The sequence below is a fragment of the Herbaspirillum robiniae genome, from assembly GCF_002213415.1.
GTDB classification, from domain to species: domain Bacteria; phylum Pseudomonadota; class Gammaproteobacteria; order Burkholderiales; family Burkholderiaceae_D; genus Herbaspirillum; species Herbaspirillum robiniae.
In genome coordinates this window covers 276,300-294,469 of the sequence record NZ_NJGU01000004.1, presented here as the reverse complement: position 1 = coordinate 294,469, position 18,170 = coordinate 276,300, and the positions used below count along the sequence as shown (strand labels likewise).

14 protein-coding genes are annotated in these 18,170 nt (G+C 65.7%); 2 read left to right on the top strand and 12 right to left on the bottom strand.

The features are described from left to right. The first annotated feature begins 201 nt into the window (after positions 1–201). A complete protein-coding gene (locus CEJ42_RS08025; protein ID WP_079214604.1) occupies positions 202–1,803 on the top strand; it encodes a GGDEF domain-containing protein in 1,602 nt (533 codons plus the stop codon). Positions 1,804–1,885: 82 nt separating this feature from the next. Here CEJ42_RS08025 and pnuC read toward each other — a convergent pair whose 3' ends face one another. The 12 genes from pnuC to CEJ42_RS07965 all read right to left on the bottom strand — a co-directional run bounded on the left by pnuC (position 1,886) and on the right by CEJ42_RS07965 (position 15,569). After that, positions 1,886–2,503 (bottom strand): nicotinamide riboside transporter PnuC, encoded by a 618-nt coding sequence (pnuC, locus tag CEJ42_RS08020; RefSeq protein WP_088750569.1) that lies wholly within the window; start codon positions 2,501–2,503, stop codon positions 1,886–1,888. 82 nt (positions 2,504–2,585) lie between these two features. Next, the gene (ftsB, locus tag CEJ42_RS08015) at positions 2,586–2,990 is read right to left on the bottom strand and encodes a cell division protein FtsB (protein ID WP_079214602.1); all 405 of its coding nucleotides are present in this window, start codon (positions 2,988–2,990) and stop codon (positions 2,586–2,588) included. Between the two features lie 59 nt (positions 2,991–3,049). Then, the gene (gene eno, locus CEJ42_RS08010) at positions 3,050–4,333 is read right to left on the bottom strand and encodes a phosphopyruvate hydratase (RefSeq protein WP_079214601.1); all 1,284 of its coding nucleotides are present in this window, start codon (positions 4,331–4,333) and stop codon (positions 3,050–3,052) included. 138 nt (positions 4,334–4,471) lie between these two features. After that, positions 4,472–5,326, bottom strand: coding sequence for a 3-deoxy-8-phosphooctulonate synthase (kdsA, locus tag CEJ42_RS08005; protein WP_079214600.1), 855 nt, complete (start codon positions 5,324–5,326; stop codon positions 4,472–4,474). Continuing rightward, positions 5,323–6,978 carry a CTP synthase gene (locus CEJ42_RS08000; protein WP_088750568.1) on the bottom strand — a complete coding sequence of 552 codons (1,656 nt, stop codon included), beginning with the start codon at positions 6,976–6,978 and terminating at the stop codon, positions 5,323–5,325. The genes kdsA and CEJ42_RS08000 overlap by 4 nt, the downstream gene beginning before the upstream one ends. A gap of 172 nt (positions 6,979–7,150) precedes the next feature. Continuing rightward, positions 7,151–7,966 (bottom strand): alpha/beta fold hydrolase, encoded by an 816-nt coding sequence (locus CEJ42_RS07995; RefSeq protein ID WP_079214598.1) that lies wholly within the window; start codon positions 7,964–7,966, stop codon positions 7,151–7,153. A gap of 142 nt (positions 7,967–8,108) precedes the next feature. Continuing rightward, on the bottom strand, positions 8,109–10,595 hold the full coding sequence (locus tag CEJ42_RS07990; RefSeq protein WP_088750567.1) for a DNA internalization-related competence protein ComEC/Rec2: 2,487 nt from the start codon (positions 10,593–10,595) through the stop codon (positions 8,109–8,111). Then, a complete protein-coding gene (locus tag CEJ42_RS07985) occupies positions 10,595–11,401 on the bottom strand; it encodes a TatD family hydrolase (RefSeq protein ID WP_088750566.1) in 807 nt (268 codons plus the stop codon). Before CEJ42_RS07985 ends, CEJ42_RS07990 begins: the two co-directional genes overlap by 1 nt. 335 nt (positions 11,402–11,736) lie before the next feature. Beyond that, the gene (argE, locus tag CEJ42_RS07980) at positions 11,737–12,909 is read right to left on the bottom strand and encodes an acetylornithine deacetylase (protein WP_088750746.1); all 1,173 of its coding nucleotides are present in this window, start codon (positions 12,907–12,909) and stop codon (positions 11,737–11,739) included. A 66-nt stretch (positions 12,910–12,975) separates the two neighbouring features. After that, the gene (locus CEJ42_RS07975; protein ID WP_129587687.1) at positions 12,976–13,566 is read right to left on the bottom strand and encodes a hypothetical protein; all 591 of its coding nucleotides are present in this window, start codon (positions 13,564–13,566) and stop codon (positions 12,976–12,978) included. Positions 13,567–13,609: 43 nt separating this feature from the next. After that, positions 13,610–14,299 carry a lipoprotein-releasing ABC transporter ATP-binding protein LolD gene (lolD, locus tag CEJ42_RS07970; RefSeq protein ID WP_420809762.1) on the bottom strand — a complete coding sequence of 230 codons (690 nt, stop codon included), beginning with the start codon at positions 14,297–14,299 and terminating at the stop codon, positions 13,610–13,612. 4 nt (positions 14,300–14,303) lie between these two features. Next, the gene (locus CEJ42_RS07965; RefSeq protein ID WP_079214593.1) at positions 14,304–15,569 is read right to left on the bottom strand and encodes a lipoprotein-releasing ABC transporter permease subunit; all 1,266 of its coding nucleotides are present in this window, start codon (positions 15,567–15,569) and stop codon (positions 14,304–14,306) included. A 372-nt stretch (positions 15,570–15,941) separates the two neighbouring features. Here CEJ42_RS07965 and CEJ42_RS07960 point away from each other — a divergent pair, with 372 nt between their 5' ends. Next, entirely contained in the window at positions 15,942–18,068 is a 2,127-nt protein-coding gene (locus tag CEJ42_RS07960) for an ATP-dependent helicase (protein WP_088750564.1), read from the top strand. Positions 18,069–18,170: the final 102 nt, after the last annotated feature.

Genomic DNA, 18,170 nt, shown 5'->3' with positions numbered 1-18,170 from the left:
AAGCACTCACGGCGAAAACGCTTGACGTAAAATGATTCGACATTTTTCGAGTCGCCCGAGAGCGGCCCGAACAGGCCGCGCCGTACCCGGGGAGGAGATGGAAAGCGGCATGACTCAAGCGGCGCGCATTGCGGCCGTTACAAGAAACAGAACTCCCCGTGTCGCTTTGATACGAAGAAGCAAACAACATTGTCAGCCGGCATGTCCAAGAAATCGTCCACGCTCACGCCCGTCGAAATCGCTCGCGAGGCCTTTCAACGCCTCGGCACCCGCCGCATCGCCCCGACCCCGGAGGCCTATCGCATCGCCTACGAAGAAATCCAGGGCGACGAGCTGCCCGCATTGAGCACGGAAGCGGTGCTGGCGGGGTTCGCCGCCAAGCTGGCCAAGCAGCCGGGCGAGAACGGCCTGCTGGGCACGCGCCTGGTGCGCGCGCAGGAAAACGGCGACTGGATGGAATACGACCGCCAGCTCACCGAGTTCGCCGAGCTGAACTGGCAGAGCCGTCCCATCGTGCCGCACGGAGAACTGGTGCCGGTCGACCTGGAGCGCCAGTTCATCCGCGACAGCAAGAAGGAAAAGATGCTGCGCGAGGTGCTGGCGCGGGTGCTGGTGTTCAACCTGCCCTCGCTGCTGGAGAACGCGCCGGAGCTGGCCAACGAATCCCGCTCGAACGGCCAGGACATCAAGATGGCCTTCTCCGAGCAGGCCATGAACGAGGTCATCGCCCGCATCAAGCAGCTCAGCTTCCAGATCGAACTCAAGACCGACGACATGGCGCAGCAGCAGGAACTGCTGATGCGCCTGTTCCAGCTGCTGCTGGAAAACATCAACGGCCTGCTGGAACAGGGGTCGTGGCTGTCGAGCCAGATCGAGACGGTGCAGACCCTGATCACCGGCCCGATCAGCCAGACCTCGCTGGCCGATGCCACCAAGAACCTGAAGGAAGTGATCTACAAGCAGGGCCTGCTGAAGAACACCCTGTCCGAAGAGAAGGTGGTGGTCAAGAACATGATGCTGACCTTCGTCGACCGCCTGTCGGCGATGGTCTCCACCACCGACAACTACCAGAAGACCATCAGCGGCTTCTCGCAGCAGATCAGCCAGGCCGGCAACATCGCCGACCTGAACTCGGTCTTGAACGAGATCATGCGCGAAACCCAGACCGCGCAGGAAGAAGCGACCCGCTCGCGCGACGCCATGGAAGGCGCGCGCCAGGAAGTGGAAAAGGCCGAAGCCCGCATCCATGCGCTGGAAAACCAGCTGGTGCAGATGGGCGAGCTGGTGCGCGAGGACCAGCTCACCGGCAGCCTGAACCGGCGCGGCATGGACGAGTCGCTGGACCGCGAGATCACCAATGCCGAGCGCCGCGAGACGCCGCTGTGCATCGCCCTGCTCGACCTGGACGACTTCAAGCGCATCAACGACACCCATGGCCACGCCACCGGCGACGAAGTGCTGATCCACATGGTCAAGGTCATCAAGGAAACGCTGCGCAAGCTGGATGTGATCGCGCGCTTTGGCGGCGAAGAGTTCCTGGTGCTGATGCCGGAAACCAATCCGGAAGACGCCGTGCAGATCATCACCCGCGTGCAGCGCGAGCTGACCAAGCGCATCTTCATGCATGAGAGCCAGCGCCTGCTGATCACCTTCAGCGCCGGCGTGGCCGTGCATTACAAGGGCGAGAGCCAGGCCGAGCTGCTCAAGCGCGCCGACGTGGCGTTGTACCGGGCCAAGAACGCCGGCAAGAACCGCATCGTGTTCGCCGACCCGCCGGCGCCGGACGCCCTGCCGGCAGCCTGAGGGGCATCTTCGCCCTCTCCCGCTGCCATCCCTGTTCCGCCTTTCGCCCTGTCCGCTGCAGGCGAGCCGGATCAGCCCTGGGTCAGGCCGGAACCGCGTCCCGGCCCTGGCTTTGCGAGCGCCGCCAGCTGCGCCAGCCGGCCGCGGCCATCACCACGAAGAGCGCGTACAGCATGGCGGTCAGCGTCAGGTGCTTGTACAGGTACAGGCCGACGTAGAGCACATCCACCGCGATCCACACCAGCCAGTTTTCGATCTTCTTGCGCGAGAGCAGGAACTGCCCCACCAGGCTGCCCGCGGTAAGGAAGCCATCCATATGCGGCACGTCGGTGTCGGTATAGCGATGCAGGAACCACGACAGCACGAAGAAACCCGCCGCCCAGGCCACGGCCATCACCAGCCAGCCGGAGCGCGCCAGGCGCGACACCTGCAGCGGGCGATGCTGGTCGCCGCCGCGCAGCCACTGGTACCAGCCCCATACCGACACCGCCACGAACACGAACTGCAGGCCGGCGTCGCCATACAGGCGCGCATCGGCGAACACGGCGGCATACAGCAGCGAGGCGAGGATGGAAAACAGCCAGGCCCAATGGTTCTGGCGGATGTTCAGCCAGACCGTCAGCACCGACAGCAGGAAGGACAGCAGCTCCAGCGGCGTGGTGGAGAGGCCGAACAGCGACAGCGGCGTATCGATGGACATTCGGCTCGGAAACTGGAAAGGAATTGAAAAAAGGACAGGACAGCATATCCGGCGCATGCCGGCCATGCCGTCGCAGTATCGCCTAGCGGCCGGTTTTGGGCGCCTCGCCGGCAGCAGCCGAAGGCGGCGCCACAGCAGGCACCGAGACGCTGTTGGGCTGGCCGGAACCAGGCATGTAGGGATTCGGATTGGGCGAAGCGAACGGCTTGCCCGAGGCGCCGTCGAGCACCTGGATGAAGACTTCGTTCTGCTTGATCATGCCCAGCTCGAAACGCGCACGCTCCTCGACCGCGCCCTTGGACTGCTTCAGGTCGTCGACTTCGGAGGCCAGCTTGTCGTTGCGCTCCTTGAGCTCATCGTTCTTCTTGCGCGCCTGCTGGACCTGGCGATCAAGCTCCCAGACCTTGAACCAGCCACCTTTGCCCAGCCAAAGCGGATACTGGATCAGCACCAGCAACAGGGACAGGCAAAGAATGATCAGGCGCATAGCCGGGAGCTCTCAGCGCGGCGCATCGCCCGGGATCCGGGCAAGGCGCCGCCATGCTTTTACTTCAGGTTATAGAACGCAGCGCGGCCCGGGTAGGTGGCGATGTCGCCCAGGTCTTCTTCGATACGCAGCAGCTGGTTGTACTTGGCCATGCGGTCCGAACGCGACATGGAACCGGTCTTGATCTGCAGCGCGTTCATGCCCACGGCGATGTCGGCGATGGTCGAGTCTTCGGTTTCGCCCGAGCGATGCGAGATCACGGCGGTGTAGCCGGCGCGCTTGGCCATTTCGATGGCGGCGAAGGTCTCGGTCAGGGTGCCGATCTGGTTGATCTTGATCAGGATCGAGTTGCCGATGCCCTTGTCGATGCCTTCCTTCAGGATCTTGGTGTTGGTGACGAACAGGTCGTCGCCCACCAGCTGCACCTTCTTGCCCAGGGTTTCGGTCAGCAGCTTCCAGCCGGCCCAGTCGTTCTCGGCCATGCCGTCTTCGATGCTGATGATCGGGTACTTGTCGCACCACGATGCCAGCAGGCCGGTCTTCTGCGCCGGGGTCAGCACCATGTTTTCGCCGGCCAGGTGGTAGTTGCCGTCCTTGTAGTACTCGGAAGCGGCGCAGTCCAGGCCCAGGGCGATCTGGGTGCCCGGCTCGTAGCCGGCCTTTTCAATCGCTTCGATGATCAGCTTGATGGCTTCTTCGTGGCTGGAGACGTTGGGCGCAAAGCCGCCTTCGTCGCCCACCGACGTGGCCAGGCCGCGGTCGTGCAGGATCTTCTTCAGGGTGTGGAACACCTCGGCGCCGTAGCGCAGGGCTTCACGGAAGCTCGGTGCGCCCACCGGGATGATCATGAATTCCTGGATGTCCAGGTTGTTGTCGGCGTGTGCGCCGCCGTTGATGACGTTCATCATCGGCACCGGCATCTGCATCGAGCCGCTGCCGCCGAAATAGCGGTACAGGGGCAGGCCCGATTCTTCGGCGGCGGCCTTGGCCACGGCCATCGACACCGCCAGCATGGCGTTGGCGCCCAGGCGGCTCTTGTTTTCGGTGCCGTCCAGGTCGATCAGGGTGCGGTCCAGGAAGGCTTGCTCATTGGCGTCCAGGCCCATGATGGCTTCCGAGATCTCGGTATTGATGTTCTCGCAGGCTTGCAGCACGCCCTTGCCGAAGTAACGGCTCTTGTCGCCGTCGCGCAGCTCGATCGCCTCGCGCGAACCGGTGGATGCGCCCGACGGCACGGCGGCGCGGCCCAGCACGCCCGACTCCAGCAGCACGTCGCATTCCACGGTGGGATTGCCGCGCGAGTCGATCACTTCGCGGCCGATAATATCAACGATTGCACTCATTCCACATCTCCATCGAGGTTTTAAAAATTGTCGGCGTCATGGGCCTTGGGGGACCGGCAACCCAGGTCCGGCGGCGGACGGGCTTTTGGCCCTTCCCATGACGAAACGGCCGCCGGGCGGCAGCCGTTTCAGGTGCGATCAGGAAAAGTTGTTTTCCAGGAAGCCCGCTTTTTTCACGATCCGATCGAGGTCGATCATCGTGCCCAGCAAATCCTTCATGCGCGCCAGCGGCACGGCATTGGGACCGTCCGACTTGGCTTCTGCGGGGTTCGGGTGGGTTTCCATGAACACGCCCGACACGCCGGTGGCAATCGCCGCGCGCGCCAGCACGGGCACGAACTCGCGCTGACCGCCCGAAGACGTGCCCTGCCCGCCCGGCAGCTGCACCGAGTGGGTGGCGTCGAACACCACGGGGGCGCCGGTCTCACGCATGATGGCAAGGCTGCGCATGTCCGACACCAGGTTGTTGTAACCGAAGGACACGCCGCGCTCGCAGGCCATGAACTGGTCGGTCGGCAGGCCGGCTTCCTTGGCGGCAGCGCGGGCCTTGTCGATCACGTTGACCATGTCGTGCGGCGCCAGGAACTGGCCCTTCTTGATGTTGACCGGCTTGCCCGACTGCGCGCAGGCACGGATGAAGTCGGTCTGGCGGCACAGGAAGGCCGGGGTCTGCAGCACGTCGACCACGGCGGCGACGGGCTTGATCTCGTCGATCTCGTGGATGTCGGTCAGCACCGGCACGCCAATTTCCTTCTTCACCTTGGCCAGGATCTCCAGGCCCTTCTCCATGCCCAGTCCGCGGAACGAGCTGCCCGAGGAACGGTTGGCCTTGTCGAAGGAGGACTTGTAGATGAACGGGATGCCCAGTTCGCCGGTGATTTCCTTCAGGGTGCCGGCGGTGTCGAGCGCCATCTGCTCGGACTCGATCACGCAGGTGCCGGCGATCAGGAAGAACGGCTGGTCGAGGCCGACCTCAAAACCGCAGAGTTTCATGCTTTGCCCTTTGCGGCTGCGTCGTGGTGAGCCAGCGCGGCACGGATGTACGAAATGAACAGCGGATGGCCGTCACGCGGGGTCGACTTGAACTCCGGGTGATACTGCACGCCGATGTAGAACGGGTGGGCGTTCTCGCCGGTGCGCGGCAGTTCCATGATTTCGCACAGGTCTTCGGACGGCGTACGCGCCGACACGACCATGCCGGCCTCTTCCACGCGGCCGAGATAAAAATTGTTCGCTTCGTAACGATGGCGGTGACGCTCGGTCACGCTATCCCCATAAATTTCAGCTGCCAGCGTACCCGGCTTCACCGAGCAGGTCTGCGCCCCCAGGCGCATGGTGCCGCCGAGATCCGAGTTGGCGTCGCGGCGCTCGACACGACCGTCGTGGTTCTGCCACTCGTCGATCAGCGCGACGACCGGCTGTTCGGTTTCCGGATCGAACTCGGTCGAGTTGGCCTTGGCCAGGCCCGCCTTGTTGCGCGCGTATTCCAGCAGCGCCACCTGCATGCCCAGGCAGATGCCCAGGTAAGGCACCTGATTTTCACGGGCGTAGCGGGCGGCGGCGATCTTGCCTTCCACGCCGCGCTTGCCGAAGCCGCCCGGCACCAGGATGGCGTCGTACTTGGCCAGGGTGTCGGTGCCGTTGGCCTCGATCTCTTCGGAGTCCAAGTATTCGATGTTCACGCGGCTGCCGGTATGGATGCCGGCGTGGCGCAGCGCTTCGGTCAGCGACTTGTACGACTCGGTCAGGTCGACATACTTGCCGACCATGCCGATGGTCACTTCGTGCGAAGGATTGTTCTGCGCGTCGATCAGCTTGTCCCACATCGACAGGTCGGCCGCCTTCGGCGACAGGCCCAGTTTTTCGCAGATGATGGTATCCAAACCCTGGTCGTGCAGCATCTGCGGAATCTTATAGATGGTATCCGCGTCCCAGACCGAAATGACGGCATCGGCGGCGACGTTGGAGAACAGCGAGATCTTGTCGCGTTCGTCGTCGGGGATGCGGCGGTCGGCGCGGCACAGCAGCGCGTCGGGCAGGATGCCGATCTCGCGCAGCTTTTGCACGCTGTGCTGGGTCGGCTTGGTCTTGAGTTCGCCGGCCGAGGCCAGGTACGGCACCAGGGTCAGGTGCACGAAGGCGGCGGCGTTGCGGCCCGAGCGCAGGCTCAGCTGGCGCGCGGCTTCCAGGAACGGCAGCGACTCGATGTCGCCGACGGTGCCGCCGATTTCCACCAGCGCCACATCATAGCCTTCGGCGCCGCGATGGATGAATTCCTGGATCTCGTTGGTGATGTGCGGAATCACCTGCACGGTCTTGCCCAGGTACTCGCCGCGGCGTTCCTTGCGGATCACGGATTCATACACCTGGCCGGTGGTGAAGTTGTTCACCTTCTTCATCTTGGCGGAGATGAAACGCTCGTAGTGGCCCAGGTCGAGGTCGGTCTCGGCGCCGTCGTCGGTGACGAACACTTCGCCGTGCTGCAGCGGGCTCATCGTGCCGGGGTCGACGTTGATGTAGGGGTCGAGCTTGAGGAGGGTGACTTTGAGGCCGCGCGATTCGAGGATCGCAGCCAGAGACGCGGCGGCAATCCCTTTACCGAGGGAAGACACGACGCCGCCAGTGACAAATACAAACTTGGTCATTACAGATGAGTGCCGGACGGCACATGCGGGAAATTCAAATTATACCCCAAAAGCGCTCGTATTTTTAATCCCCGCATCGGATAAGTGTCTCGCCGCGACGAAACTTGCACAAGGAAAACACCGCGCGCCCGGGGCTGCTTGGGGCTCCCCGTCTTGACCGGGCGCGGCGGGCTTAGTTCTGCCGCGCGTCCCTTTTGAGCAACTCCGCGATCATCTGGTGGGCGGCCTCGGCGGCCGCCGCCGGCGACTCCATCGGGAACAGATGGCCGCCCGGAATCTGGCGAAAATGCGTGCCCACCAGGCGCCGGGTGGCGTCCAGCCCGGCCAGGCGGCATTCCACCGAATCGGTCCCGCCGACGAAGCCGATGGGCACCGGGTAAGGCCGCCGGGTAAGACACCCGAGATGGTGCGGGATGGTGCGGTAGACCGCGGTTTCGGCTTCACGGGTGAAGCGCAGGCGCACGCCGCCCTCTTCGTGCGGCTCGATGCCGTGTTCGACATAGTCGCGCAGCACCCGCTGCGGCCAGGCGGCGAACATCGCCTTGGCGGCGTAATGCTGATAGGCCGCCTCCATGTCGGGCCAGGCGTTGCGCCGCTTGACCGAGGCCATGGCCGGCGAGCGCTTGCTCTCATAGCGAAGGAATTTGGCCGCCCGCAACAACTGGGCGCGCCAGCCGGCCACCACCGGCGAATCCAGCAGCACCACGCAGCGCGCCAGGTCCGGGCGCTTGCGCGCGGCCATCAGCGACAGGATGCCGCCCATGGAGTGGCCGACCAGGATCACCGGCTCGCGATAGCTCTTTTCCAGCTCCTCGACCAGTTCGCGGGTCAGCTTGCGCCAGCCGTCGTCGACCGGATAGCGCGGGTTGTGCGCATGCATGGCCAGCGCCCGCACGTCGTAGTGGCGGCGCAGTTGTTCAAAGAACATGCCGTAGGTACCCGCCGGGTAGCTGTTGGCATGGGCGAAATGGAGGATGGGCAAACTCATGGAAAACACGCTGGGAAAGGCTGTGGCGGCAGGATAGCAAAATGCCGCGCGCCCCGAGCGTGCTATTTTCCCGGATCGCGAAATGCGGGCGAAAAAGGCGAGGACGGCCGGGATGCCCCCGCCGCCCTCAGCCTCCGCATCCTCAGTGCCCGTACCAGTAGCGCGGATGCGCGTGGCGGTATTGCGCCACTTCCAGCTGGTCGCCCAGGTTCATGATGATCGCCCCGGATTCGTCGGTGCGCAGGCGGCGGATTCCCAGCCGCTGATAGCGCTCGTAGACCTCCGCCTTGGGATGGTTGAAACGGTTGCGGTAGCCGACCTGGAACACCCCCAGCTCCGGATGCACCGCCCGCAGGAAGGGCTCGGTCGAGGAAGTGCCGCTGCCGTGATGCGGCGCCAGCAGCACGGTCGAGGGCAGTTGCTCGGCCATCGCGCCGTGCAGCAGCTCGTCCTCCTGCACCGCCTCGATGTCGCCGGCCAGCAGGATGGACTGGCGGCCGATCTGCACCTTCAGCACGCAGCTGCGTGCATTGGGTTTCCATTTGTCGCTGTTGTAGCTGTCCGGCGTCGGGTGCAGCATGGTGAAGCCGATGCCGTCCCAGTTCCACGACTGGCCCGCCGCGCAACGCCGGTGCGCCGGCGCGGCCTTCAGGATCGGGCTGCCGTCGGCCAGCGAGGAATACAGGCTGTCGACCTGTATCCCCTTGAAGATCGACAACGCGCCGCCGGAATGGTCGTTGTCGCTGTGCGAGATCACCACCCGGTCCAGCCGGTCGATGCCGCGCGAGCGCAGGTAAGGCAGGATCACGCGGGTGGCGCCGTCGGACTCCGGCGTGTAATACGGGCCGGTGTCGTACAGCAGCCGATGGGTCGGCGTTTCCACCAGCACGGCCATGCCTTGGCCAATGTCGAACGCGGTCACCCGCATGCTGCCGTCCACCGGCGCCGTCGGCGCGTTGAGGATCAGCGGCAGCCAGCCGAAGAGGCCCAGCCAGCGCGCCGGCCAGCCGCGCGGCGCCAGCATCAGCAAGGTGCCGCCCAGGGCCAGCATGAACATCCACCAGCTCGGCAGCGGCGTTTCCCATACGGCGAACGGCATGGCATTGAGCCATTGCAGGAAATCCGCCAGCCAGGCCAGCAGCTGGTGCGGCAACTGCAGGAAGTACTGCGCCACCAGGGCCGGCATCAGGCTGCCCAGCAGCGCCAGCGGCGTGATCACCAGGCCTACCAGCGGAATGGCGATTGCGTTGGCGATCGGGCTGACCAGCGAATACTGGCCGAACAGCAGCATCGTCAGCGGCACCAGGCCCAGCGTGACGATGTACTGCGCCCGCGCGCCCTCCTTGATCGCCACCCACAGCTTCTGCCACCACTGCCGGCTGGCGGCGGCCGCCATCGAATGGCGCGGCTGCATGCGCCCGACCGTGCCGTACAGCAGCAGCGCCACCGCGCCGAAGGACAGCCAGAACCCCGGCCACAGCAGCGACCACGGGTCCAGCAGCAGCACCAGCCCCAGCGCCAGGCACAGCACAACCGACACGCGCAGGATGCGGCCGCGCCAGAAGGCGATGCCGACCACGACCAGCATGTACAGGGTACGCTGCGCCGGCACGCCGAATCCCGCCAGCAGCACGTACAGGACCGCCGTCAGCATGCCGGCCAGCACCGCCACCTTTTGCGCCGGCAGCAACAGCGGCAGCTGCGCGCCGGTGAAGAAGGAACGCCGCCACAGCCAGCTGGCCAGCCCGCCGAACAGCGCGGCCAGCATGGTGATGTGCAGGCCGGAGATCGCCACCAGGTGGCCCACGCCGGTGCGGTTGAAAATGCTCCAGTCGGCCTGGGTGATGCCGCGCTGGTCGCCCATGACCAGGGCCGCAATCACCGCCGCATAGGGTTCTCCCGGCAACGCCGCGAAGATGCGGTCGCGCAGCCAGCCGCGACCGTACTCGACGGCGTTGGAGGGTGTCCAGACGAATTCCTCCAGGCGCCGGTTGGTCGCGCTTTCCGGCGCCCGCACCGGGGCGGCAGCACCGACCACGTAACCGGTGGCGCGCACGTCATCCTGCAGCAGCCAGACCTCGTAGTCGAAACCGTCGGGATTGGCGTTGCCGTGCGGACGCTTCAGCCGCACCGTGAGCTTCCAGCGCGAACCGGGACTGACGTCGGGCACCAGGATGCGCGCCGGCGCGGCCTGCTCGCCATCCTCGACCGGCGCCTGGAAGCGGCGGTTGCCGTACCAGGCCAGCGCCAGGCGGGGCGGCACCGGCGGCTTGACCGCGCCCTGCAGCTCCACGTGGTCGACGTCGAAGCGGAAGCGCACGCCGTTCTCGTTGCGGTCCGGCAGGTCGGCGACCGTGCCGATCACCGTGATGTCCCTGCCCTCCCATGCGGCCGGCAGTTCCTGGTCCAGGTAGTACAAGGCGAAAGCGCCCGCCCACAGAAAGCCCAGCCAGGCGCCGCAGGTCAGCAGCAAGGGCACGCGCAGGAAGGGTTGCCAGAATTTCCAGGCGGTGAAGCCCAGCAGCGCCGCCAGCGTCAGCCCGGCCGCATACCATTCGATGCCGGGCAACTGCGGCTGCATCTGCAGCAATCCCACGCCGATGGCAAAACCGATGATCAGACTGCGCATCAGAGGCTCAATCCGGAAGTGGCCAGCCGCGGCAAGGCGGCCAGGGCATTGGCGGAAGTGACAGCTGCGACCTCATGGAGCGGCATGCCGCGCAGCTCGGCCAGCACCTCGCCGATGCGCGGGATCTGGTCGGGCGTGTTGGCCTCGGGATGGCGCCAGGCCGGCGAGATGTCGGGCGCGTCGGTCTCCAGCACGATGGACGACAGCGGCAGCTCGGCCGCCAGGCGGCGGATCTGCAGCGAACGCGCAAACGTCATGGCGCCGCCGAAGCCCAGGTGCAGGCCCAGTTCGACGAAGGTCTGCGCCTGCTGGAAACTGCCGTTGAAGGCGTGGGCGATGCCGCCCGGCACGCGGATGCGGCGCAGGTGCTTGAGGATGATGTCCTGGGAGCGGCGCACGTGCAGCAGCACCGGCAGATTGAAGTCGCGCGCCAGCTTCAGCTGCTCGGCGAAGAAGAACTCCTGCTTCTCGCGCAGCGGCGCCTCCTTGAGCGCCGGCACGAAGAAATCGAGCCCGATCTCGCCGATGCCGACGAACAGCGGATCGTCCAGCGCCGCCTCGATGGCGCTGCGCAGCGCCTGAAGATCGGACTCCCTGGCCGTCGGCACGTACAGCGGATGGATGCCCAGGGCATAGACGCCGTTGCCGACCTCGCGCGCCAGCTGCGCCACGGCGCCGAAGTTCACCCGGGCAATGGCCGGGATCACGATCGCGCGCACGCCTGCCCGCGCCGCGTCATCGGCGACGCAGGCGGAGTTGCCGCCGAATTCCCCGGCGTCGAGATGACAGTGCGTATCGACCCACATGTGCTTGCTGGTATGGCGTGAACCTGGAAGATCCGATCAATTCGCCGGTTTGAAGCGCCGGCGCACGCACCAAGGGCGCCTATGCCATTGTCGATTTGGCATGCTTCCCCCGAAGCGTATTGTTTTTGTGCAGCATACCCGGTTTCGGACCGGGGCCAGAAGCGGGAGTTTACCGTTTAACAGCGGCTTGCAACTCTTAACATGAGTAAAGAATCGCGCAAACCGAATTTAACCCGAGACAGCACAAACCCGCATGATGCAAACAAAAAGGACGCAATCCCTTGCGTCCTTTTTTCCTGAGCCTTGTAAGCGCCGGGCCTTGCGGCCCGGGCCGATCAGACCGCTTCGAGCGACTTGCCCAGCTTGCGCAGGAACTGCTCGCAGCGCTCCATCTGCACCAAGGTCACGAACTCGTTGGGCTTGTGGGCGTTGCCGATGTCGCCGGGGCCGCAGACGATGGTCGGGATGCCGATCTTCTGGAACAGGCCGGCCTCGGTGCCGTAGGCCACCTTGCGGGTCTCGCGGTCGCCCGTCAGCGCGCGCACCAGCTCGGTGATCGCCGCCTGCTCGACCGCTTCGAGCGCCGGGCTGCCGGCGAAGTTGTCGATCTCGATACGGGCGTCGGCGAACTCGGCGCGCATCTTGGGCAACAGCACGTCCTTGACGTACGCGTCGATACGGGCCTGGATGTCGGCCACGGTCATGCCCGGCAGGTTGCGGAACTCATAGGTGAATTCGCACAGCTCGGGGATGGTATTGACCGCGATGCCGCCACGGATCTGGTTGGTCGTCATGGTGGTGAACGGCACGTCGAAGAACTGGTCGTACGGGCCGTTCGCCTTGTAGCCGTCGGCGAAGTCGCGAATCGCGCAGATCAGGCGCGCCGCGTGCTCGATGGCGTTGCAGCCCTGCGGGGTCAGCGAGGAGTGGGCCGACTTGCCGTGCACCTTGCAGGCGAACACGTTGATGCCCTTGTGCGCCACCACCACGTTCATGCTGGTCGGCTCGCCCACCACGCAGCCGTCGACCTTGATGCCGCGCTTGACGATTTCCTCCAGCATCACCGGAGCGCCGATGCAGCCGATCTCTTCATCGTACGAAAACGCCAGGTGCAGCGGCTTGGCGCGCGGCATGGCGATGTATTCCGGCACCATCGCCATTGCGGTGGCGATGAAGCCCTTCATGTCGCAGCTGCCGCGGGCGAACAGGGCGCCGTCTTTCTCGACCAGCTTGAACGGATCCGTATCCCACTTCTGGCCGTCCACCGGCACCACGTCGGTGTGACCTGACAGCACGATGCCGCCTTCGGTGGTCCCGGCATTGGCGCCGGCCGTGGCCGGCAGCGTGGCAAACAGGTTGGCCTTGGTCTTTTCCTTGTTGTGGGCCAGCCAGGACTTGATGCCCTGCTGCTCCAGGCTGTCGCGCAGGGTGGCGATCAGCTCGAGGTTGGAATTGCGGCTGGTGGTGTCAAAGCCGACCAGCGTTTCTAGCCATTGGCGGGTATTCATCATGATCTTGTGCTACTCAACTAATAAAAGGGATTGTCCTGCGTGAGGCATGGGCGCAAGCCGACATTATGGCGCTGATTGCGCATTGCCGCCCGCGACCGGTGTTTCGGCCACGGCGGGGACGGTTTCAGGCCTGGGCGCAGGCGCGGCTGCAGTGCCTGGCGGCAGCGCCCCCTCCATCACGCCCAGCCAGGCGGTGAACTGCTTGCCCAGCGACTCGGCCACGATTTCGAGAATCGCGCAGGTGCCGCGCATCCCGCCCAGCATGCCGCCGCGCGAATGGTCGCGCTGCACCGAAGTGCGCACGACCTGCCCGTCCTGCATCAGGTCGCCGCGCACCAGGATGGCCTTGGATCCGCTCCAGCCGCCGCCGCCCACGCCTTGCACGGACAGGATGGTCAGCTTGAGCACGCGACCTTTATCCAGCTCGGCCGGGTCCGATACCTGCAAGGCATCCGGATACTTCCTGGAGACATGGCGAAAGACGTAATTGCCCACCATGTCTTCGACCGCGCATTGATCGCGCACGCTCTCCACCACCGGCGCGTTGTCGGCGTATTGCGCCGGCACCTGCACGCGAAAAACCTCAGCCCCGGCGTCCAGGCTGCAAACCAGCATGGCGGCCAGCGCCGCCCGCCTGATCGTTGTTGTATGCATCGCTCCCCCCGTCGCGATTGAAGTTACCCGGCTTGCCGGGATGTCAGTCCTGCTGCAGCCCCTTGTCCGACAGGCGCAGCACCCGCCCGCAACGCGCGGCCAGGTCGTTGTCGTGGGTCACGATCACGAAAGCCGTGCCCAGCGTCTGCGACAGTTCGATCATCAGCTCGAAGGTCTTGTCGGCGGTGCCGCGGTCGAGGTTGCCGGTGGGCTCGTCGGCCAGCACGCAGGCCGGTCGCGTGACCAGCGCGCGCGCCAGCGCCACGCGCTGGCGTTCGCCGCCGGAGAGCTCGCCCGGCACGTGCGTCACGCGCGACTCCAGGCCGACCCGGGTCAGCATCTCGCGCGCCTGGGCCTGGGCTTCGTCGCGCTTCATGCGGCGGATCATCAGCGGCATGGCGACGTTGTCCAGCGCCGAAAACTCGGGCAGCAGGTGGTGGAACTGGTAGACGAAACCCAGGGTCTTGTTGCGCAGCTCGCCGCGCGCCGACTCGCCCAGGCTGGCGAAATCCTTGCCCAGCAGCGTGACCGAGCCGCTGCTGGGCGTATCCAGCCCGCCCAGCAGGTGCAGCAAGGTCGACTTGCCGGAACCGGAGGCGCCGACGATGGCCGCCTGCTCGCCGCGGCGCACGTCGATGTCGATGCCGCCCAGCACCTTCACCGAGTACTTGCCCTGGGTGAAGGTCTTGCCCAGGCCGCGCGCGGCCAGCACTACTTCATTGTTGGTATTCATCGCATCACTCATAGCGCAGCGCCTCCGCCGGTTTGACGCGCGCGGCCGACCAGCTCGGGTACAGCGTCGCCAGGAAGGCCAGCACCACCGCCACGCCGCCGATGGTGTAGACGTCTGACCAGATCAGGTCGGACGGCAGTTCGGAAATCACATAGATGCTCTTGGGCAGGAACTGCACATGGAAGGCGCGCTCGATGGCCGGCACCACCACGTCGATGTTCAGTGCCACCGCCACGCCCAGGCCGACGCCGATGGCAGTGCCGATCAGGCCCACCAGCGCGCCCTGGATCACGAAGATCTTCATGATCGAGGCCGGTGATGCGCCCAGCGTGCGCAGGATGGCGATGTCGGCCTGCTTGTCGGTCACCGTCATCACCAGCGTGGACACCAGGTTGAAGGCGGCCACGGCGATGATCAGCGTCAGGATGATGAACATCATGCGCTTCTCGGTCTTGACCGCGGCGAACCAGTTGCTGTTCTGCTGCGACCAGTCGCGCAGGTAGAGGTCGCCGGTCAGCGTATTGGCCAGCTGCTGGGTCACCTGCGGCGCCTGCAGCATGTCGCGGATGCGCAGGCGCACGCCGGTGGGGGCGTCGAGGCGGAACAGGGTCTCGGCGTCCTGGATCTGGATGAAGGCCAGCGACGAATCGAACTCGTAGTGCCCGGCCTCGAAGATGCCGCCCACGGTGAACTGCTTCAGGCGCGGCAGCACGCCGGCCGGCGTCACCTGGCCTTGCGGCGCGATCAGCGTGACCTTGTCGCCGATGCCCACGCGCAGGCCGCGCGCCAGCTCGCCGCCCAGCACGATGTTGAATTCACCAGGCTTCAGGGAGCTGAAACTGCCCTGCTTGATCTGCTTGGCCACATCCGAGACCTTGGGCTCTTCTTCAGGCAGCACGCCGCGCACCAGCACGCCGCGCACGTTGTCCTCGCGGGTCATCATGGCCTGCGCCGCCACGTAGGGCGCCGCGCCCAGCACTTCCTTGTTCTGGAAGGTCTGCTTGGCCACGGCCTGCCAGTCGCGCATGGAGCCGGAGGCGTCGAACACCTCGATATGCGCCAGCACCGAGAGCATGCGGTCGCGCACTTCCTTCTGGAAGCCGTTCATGACCGACAGCACCACGATCAGGGCGGCTACGCCCAGCGCGATGCCGGCCATGGAAATCAGGGAAATGAAAGAAATGAAACTGTTGCGGCCGCTGCGCTTGCCGGCGCGCGTGTAGCGGATGCCGACCAGCCATTCGAACGGCAGGTTTTTTATCAGACTCAAAATTGCTCCGAGAGAGGGGCCAATGAAATGCGGCGCGGCGTTGCCATTGCGGCAAGAACAAGCCGACGCGTTTCGACGGGCGAAGCGCGAAGTTTGCCACAGAATGCAGAGGCGGCCCATCCCTGGCCGCGCCCTCCCGCCTGCCGTGCCGGATAGAGCGTGCTTTGCTGCAGAGGTTCGCCGGCGACATGAACTCTTACACTTGCACCGGAAGCGGCGGCCAGGCGGATTGTCTGCACAGCAACTTTCCTGCGGCGTTTTTTGCGGCGATTTGGTAACAAGCGCGCCGGGCATATTGCGGGCAGAACTGGTTATATATACAGTATCCGACTTTCCGCCCTGCCCGCTTCACGCCTCCTGCGCCACACGACCATGCCACCCGATCTCGCCCCTGCCGAACCTGAAGTCTCCCCGCCCGGCGAGGTGCCCGAGGCCGATCCCTTCGCCAGGCTCAACGCCGAGCAGCGCTCGGCCGTCGAACACGACAGCAAGCTGCCTGCCGCGCAGCAGAGCCCGCTGCTGATCGTGGCCGGCGCCGGCTCGGGCAAGACCAACACTTTGGCGCACCGGGTGGCCAAACTGATCCTGGACGGCGCCGATCCGCACCGCATCCTGCTGCTGACCTTCTCGCGCCGCGCCGCCTCCGACATGGACCGCCGCGTCGGCCAGGTGATCCGGCAGGTGATGGGACTGTCGCCGTCGGCGGCACCGCCGGAGCTGCCGTGGTCGGGCACCTTCCACGCCATCGGCGCGCGCCTGCTGCGCGACTATGCGGCGCAGATCGGGCTGGAAGAGGACTTCACCATCCAGGACCGCGGCGACTCCGAAGACCTGATGGGGCTGCTGCGCCACGAGATGGGCCTGTCGGCCACCGACAAGCGCTTCCCGCTCAAGGCCACCTGCCTGAACATCTACTCGCGCGCGGTCAATACCCGTGAAGACCTGGGCCAGGTGCTGCAGACGCATTTCCCCTGGTGCCGGGAATGGGAGGCGCAGTTGGCCGAGCTGTTCTCGCGCTACGTCGACGCCAAGGAAGAACAGCACGTGCTGGACTACGACGACCTGCTGCTGTTCTGGGCCGACATGCTGTCCGACGAGGAAATCGCGCGCCTGGCCGGCGAACGTTTCGACCATGTGCTGGTGGATGAATACCAGGACACCAACCGCCTTCAGGCCGAGATCCTCCAGCGCATGAAGCCCGACGGCGCCGGCGTCACCGCCGTGGGCGACGACGCGCAGTCGATCTATTCCTTCCGCGGCGCCACGGTGCGCAACATCCTCGACTTCCCCGCGCTGTTTTCCAGGCCGGCGCGGGTGGTCACGCTGGAGCAGAACTACCGCTCCACCCAGCCCATCCTGGCAGCCTCCAACGCCGTCATCGCCGAGGCGCCCGAGCGCCACCACAAGAACCTCTGGAGCGACAAGGCGTCCTCGCAGAAGCCGCAACTGGTGCTGATCCCCGATGAGGTCGAGCAGGCCCGCTGGGTCGCCAACCGCGTGCTGGCGCATCGCGAACAGGGCATGACGCTCAAGAGCCAGGCGGTGCTGTTTCGCACCGCCACCCACAGCGCGGCGCTGGAACTGGAGCTGGTCCGGCGCAACATTCCCTTCGTGAAGTTCGGCGGCCTGAAATTCCTGGAAAGCACCCACATCAAGGACCTGCTCTCGCTGCTGCGCCTGGCGCACAACCCGAGCGGGCGCATGGCGGGCTTTCGCGCGCTGCAGCTGATTCCCGGCGTGGGGCCGGCCACCGCCAAGAAGGTGCTGGACCTGATGGCAGCCGCCCCCGACCCGGCCGACACCCTGCTCAACTTCGCGGCGCCGGCCAACGTGGCGCTGGAGTGGCAGGCCTTCGCCGACACCTATGCCCTGATGCGGCGCGCGGCCGAACCCTGGCCGACCGACATCAACGCCGCGCGCGACTGGTACCTGCCGCAGCTGGAACGCAAATACGAGGACGCCACCGCGCGCGCCGCCGACATCGAGCAACTGGCCGCGCTGGCCGGCGGCTATGCCTCGCGCGAGAAATTCCTGACCGAGCTCACGCTCGATCCGCCCGAGTCCAGCAGCGACTATTCGGCCCCGCCCTACCGCGACGAGGACTACCTGACGCTGTCCACCATCCACTCCGCCAAGGGCCAGGAATGGCGCTCGGTACACGTGCTCAACGTGGTGGACGGCTGCATCCCGTCGGACCTGGCCACCGGCAACGAAGCAGAGATCGCCGAGGAGCGCCGCCTGCTCTACGTGGCCATGACGCGCGCCAGGGAACATCTGCACCTGGTGGTGCCGCAGCGCTTCTACATCACCCAGCAGACGCCGCAGGGCGACCGCCACGTCAACGCCATCCGCAGCCGGTTCGTCACGCCGCGCATGCTGCCGCATTTCGAGGACAGCCTGTGGCTGTCGGCCGAAACCAACGGCGCGCGCACGCCGGTGCCTGAGAGCGTGAAGATGCTGGTGCGGCAACGGGCGAAGAACGCCTGGAAGAAGAGCTGAAACGCCCTGAGCCGCCACGTCCCGGCCGGCGACGGGACGACAGGATGACGAAAGGCAGGTCGGCGGCGCCCTCGGTTGTGCAGGACGGCGACCGGCGACGTC

What these genes read in the sequence shown, in the direction of transcription:
- pnuC (WP_088750569.1), bottom strand. Translation starts at nt 2,503, where the DNA reads ATGTCCATCGATACGCCGCTGTCGCTGTTCGGCCTCTCCACCACGCCG.
- ftsB (WP_079214602.1), bottom strand. Translation starts at nt 2,990, where the DNA reads ATGCGCCTGATCATTCTTTGCCTGTCCCTGTTGCTGGTGCTGATCCAG.
- CEJ42_RS07985 (WP_088750566.1), bottom strand. Translation starts at nt 11,401, where the DNA reads ATGTGGGTCGATACGCACTGTCATCTCGACGCCGGGGAATTCGGCGGC.
- kdsA (WP_079214600.1), bottom strand. Translation starts at nt 5,326, where the DNA reads ATGAAACTCTGCGGTTTTGAGGTCGGCCTCGACCAGCCGTTCTTCCTG.
- CEJ42_RS07975 (WP_129587687.1), bottom strand. Translation starts at nt 13,566, where the DNA reads ATGCATACAACAACGATCAGGCGGGCGGCGCTGGCCGCCATGCTGGTT.
- argE (WP_088750746.1), bottom strand. Translation starts at nt 12,909, where the DNA reads ATGAATACCCGCCAATGGCTAGAAACGCTGGTCGGCTTTGACACCACC.
- CEJ42_RS08000 (WP_088750568.1), bottom strand. Translation starts at nt 6,978, where the DNA reads ATGACCAAGTTTGTATTTGTCACTGGCGGCGTCGTGTCTTCCCTCGGT.
- eno (WP_079214601.1), bottom strand. Translation starts at nt 4,333, where the DNA reads ATGAGTGCAATCGTTGATATTATCGGCCGCGAAGTGATCGACTCGCGC.
- CEJ42_RS08025 (WP_079214604.1), top strand. Translation starts at nt 202, where the DNA reads ATGTCCAAGAAATCGTCCACGCTCACGCCCGTCGAAATCGCTCGCGAG.
- CEJ42_RS07960 (WP_088750564.1), top strand. Translation starts at nt 15,942, where the DNA reads ATGCCACCCGATCTCGCCCCTGCCGAACCTGAAGTCTCCCCGCCCGGC.
- lolD (WP_420809762.1), bottom strand. Translation starts at nt 14,299, where the DNA reads ATGAATACCAACAATGAAGTAGTGCTGGCCGCGCGCGGCCTGGGCAAG.
- CEJ42_RS07990 (WP_088750567.1), bottom strand. Translation starts at nt 10,595, where the DNA reads ATGCGCAGTCTGATCATCGGTTTTGCCATCGGCGTGGGATTGCTGCAG.
- CEJ42_RS07995 (WP_079214598.1), bottom strand. Translation starts at nt 7,966, where the DNA reads ATGAGTTTGCCCATCCTCCATTTCGCCCATGCCAACAGCTACCCGGCG.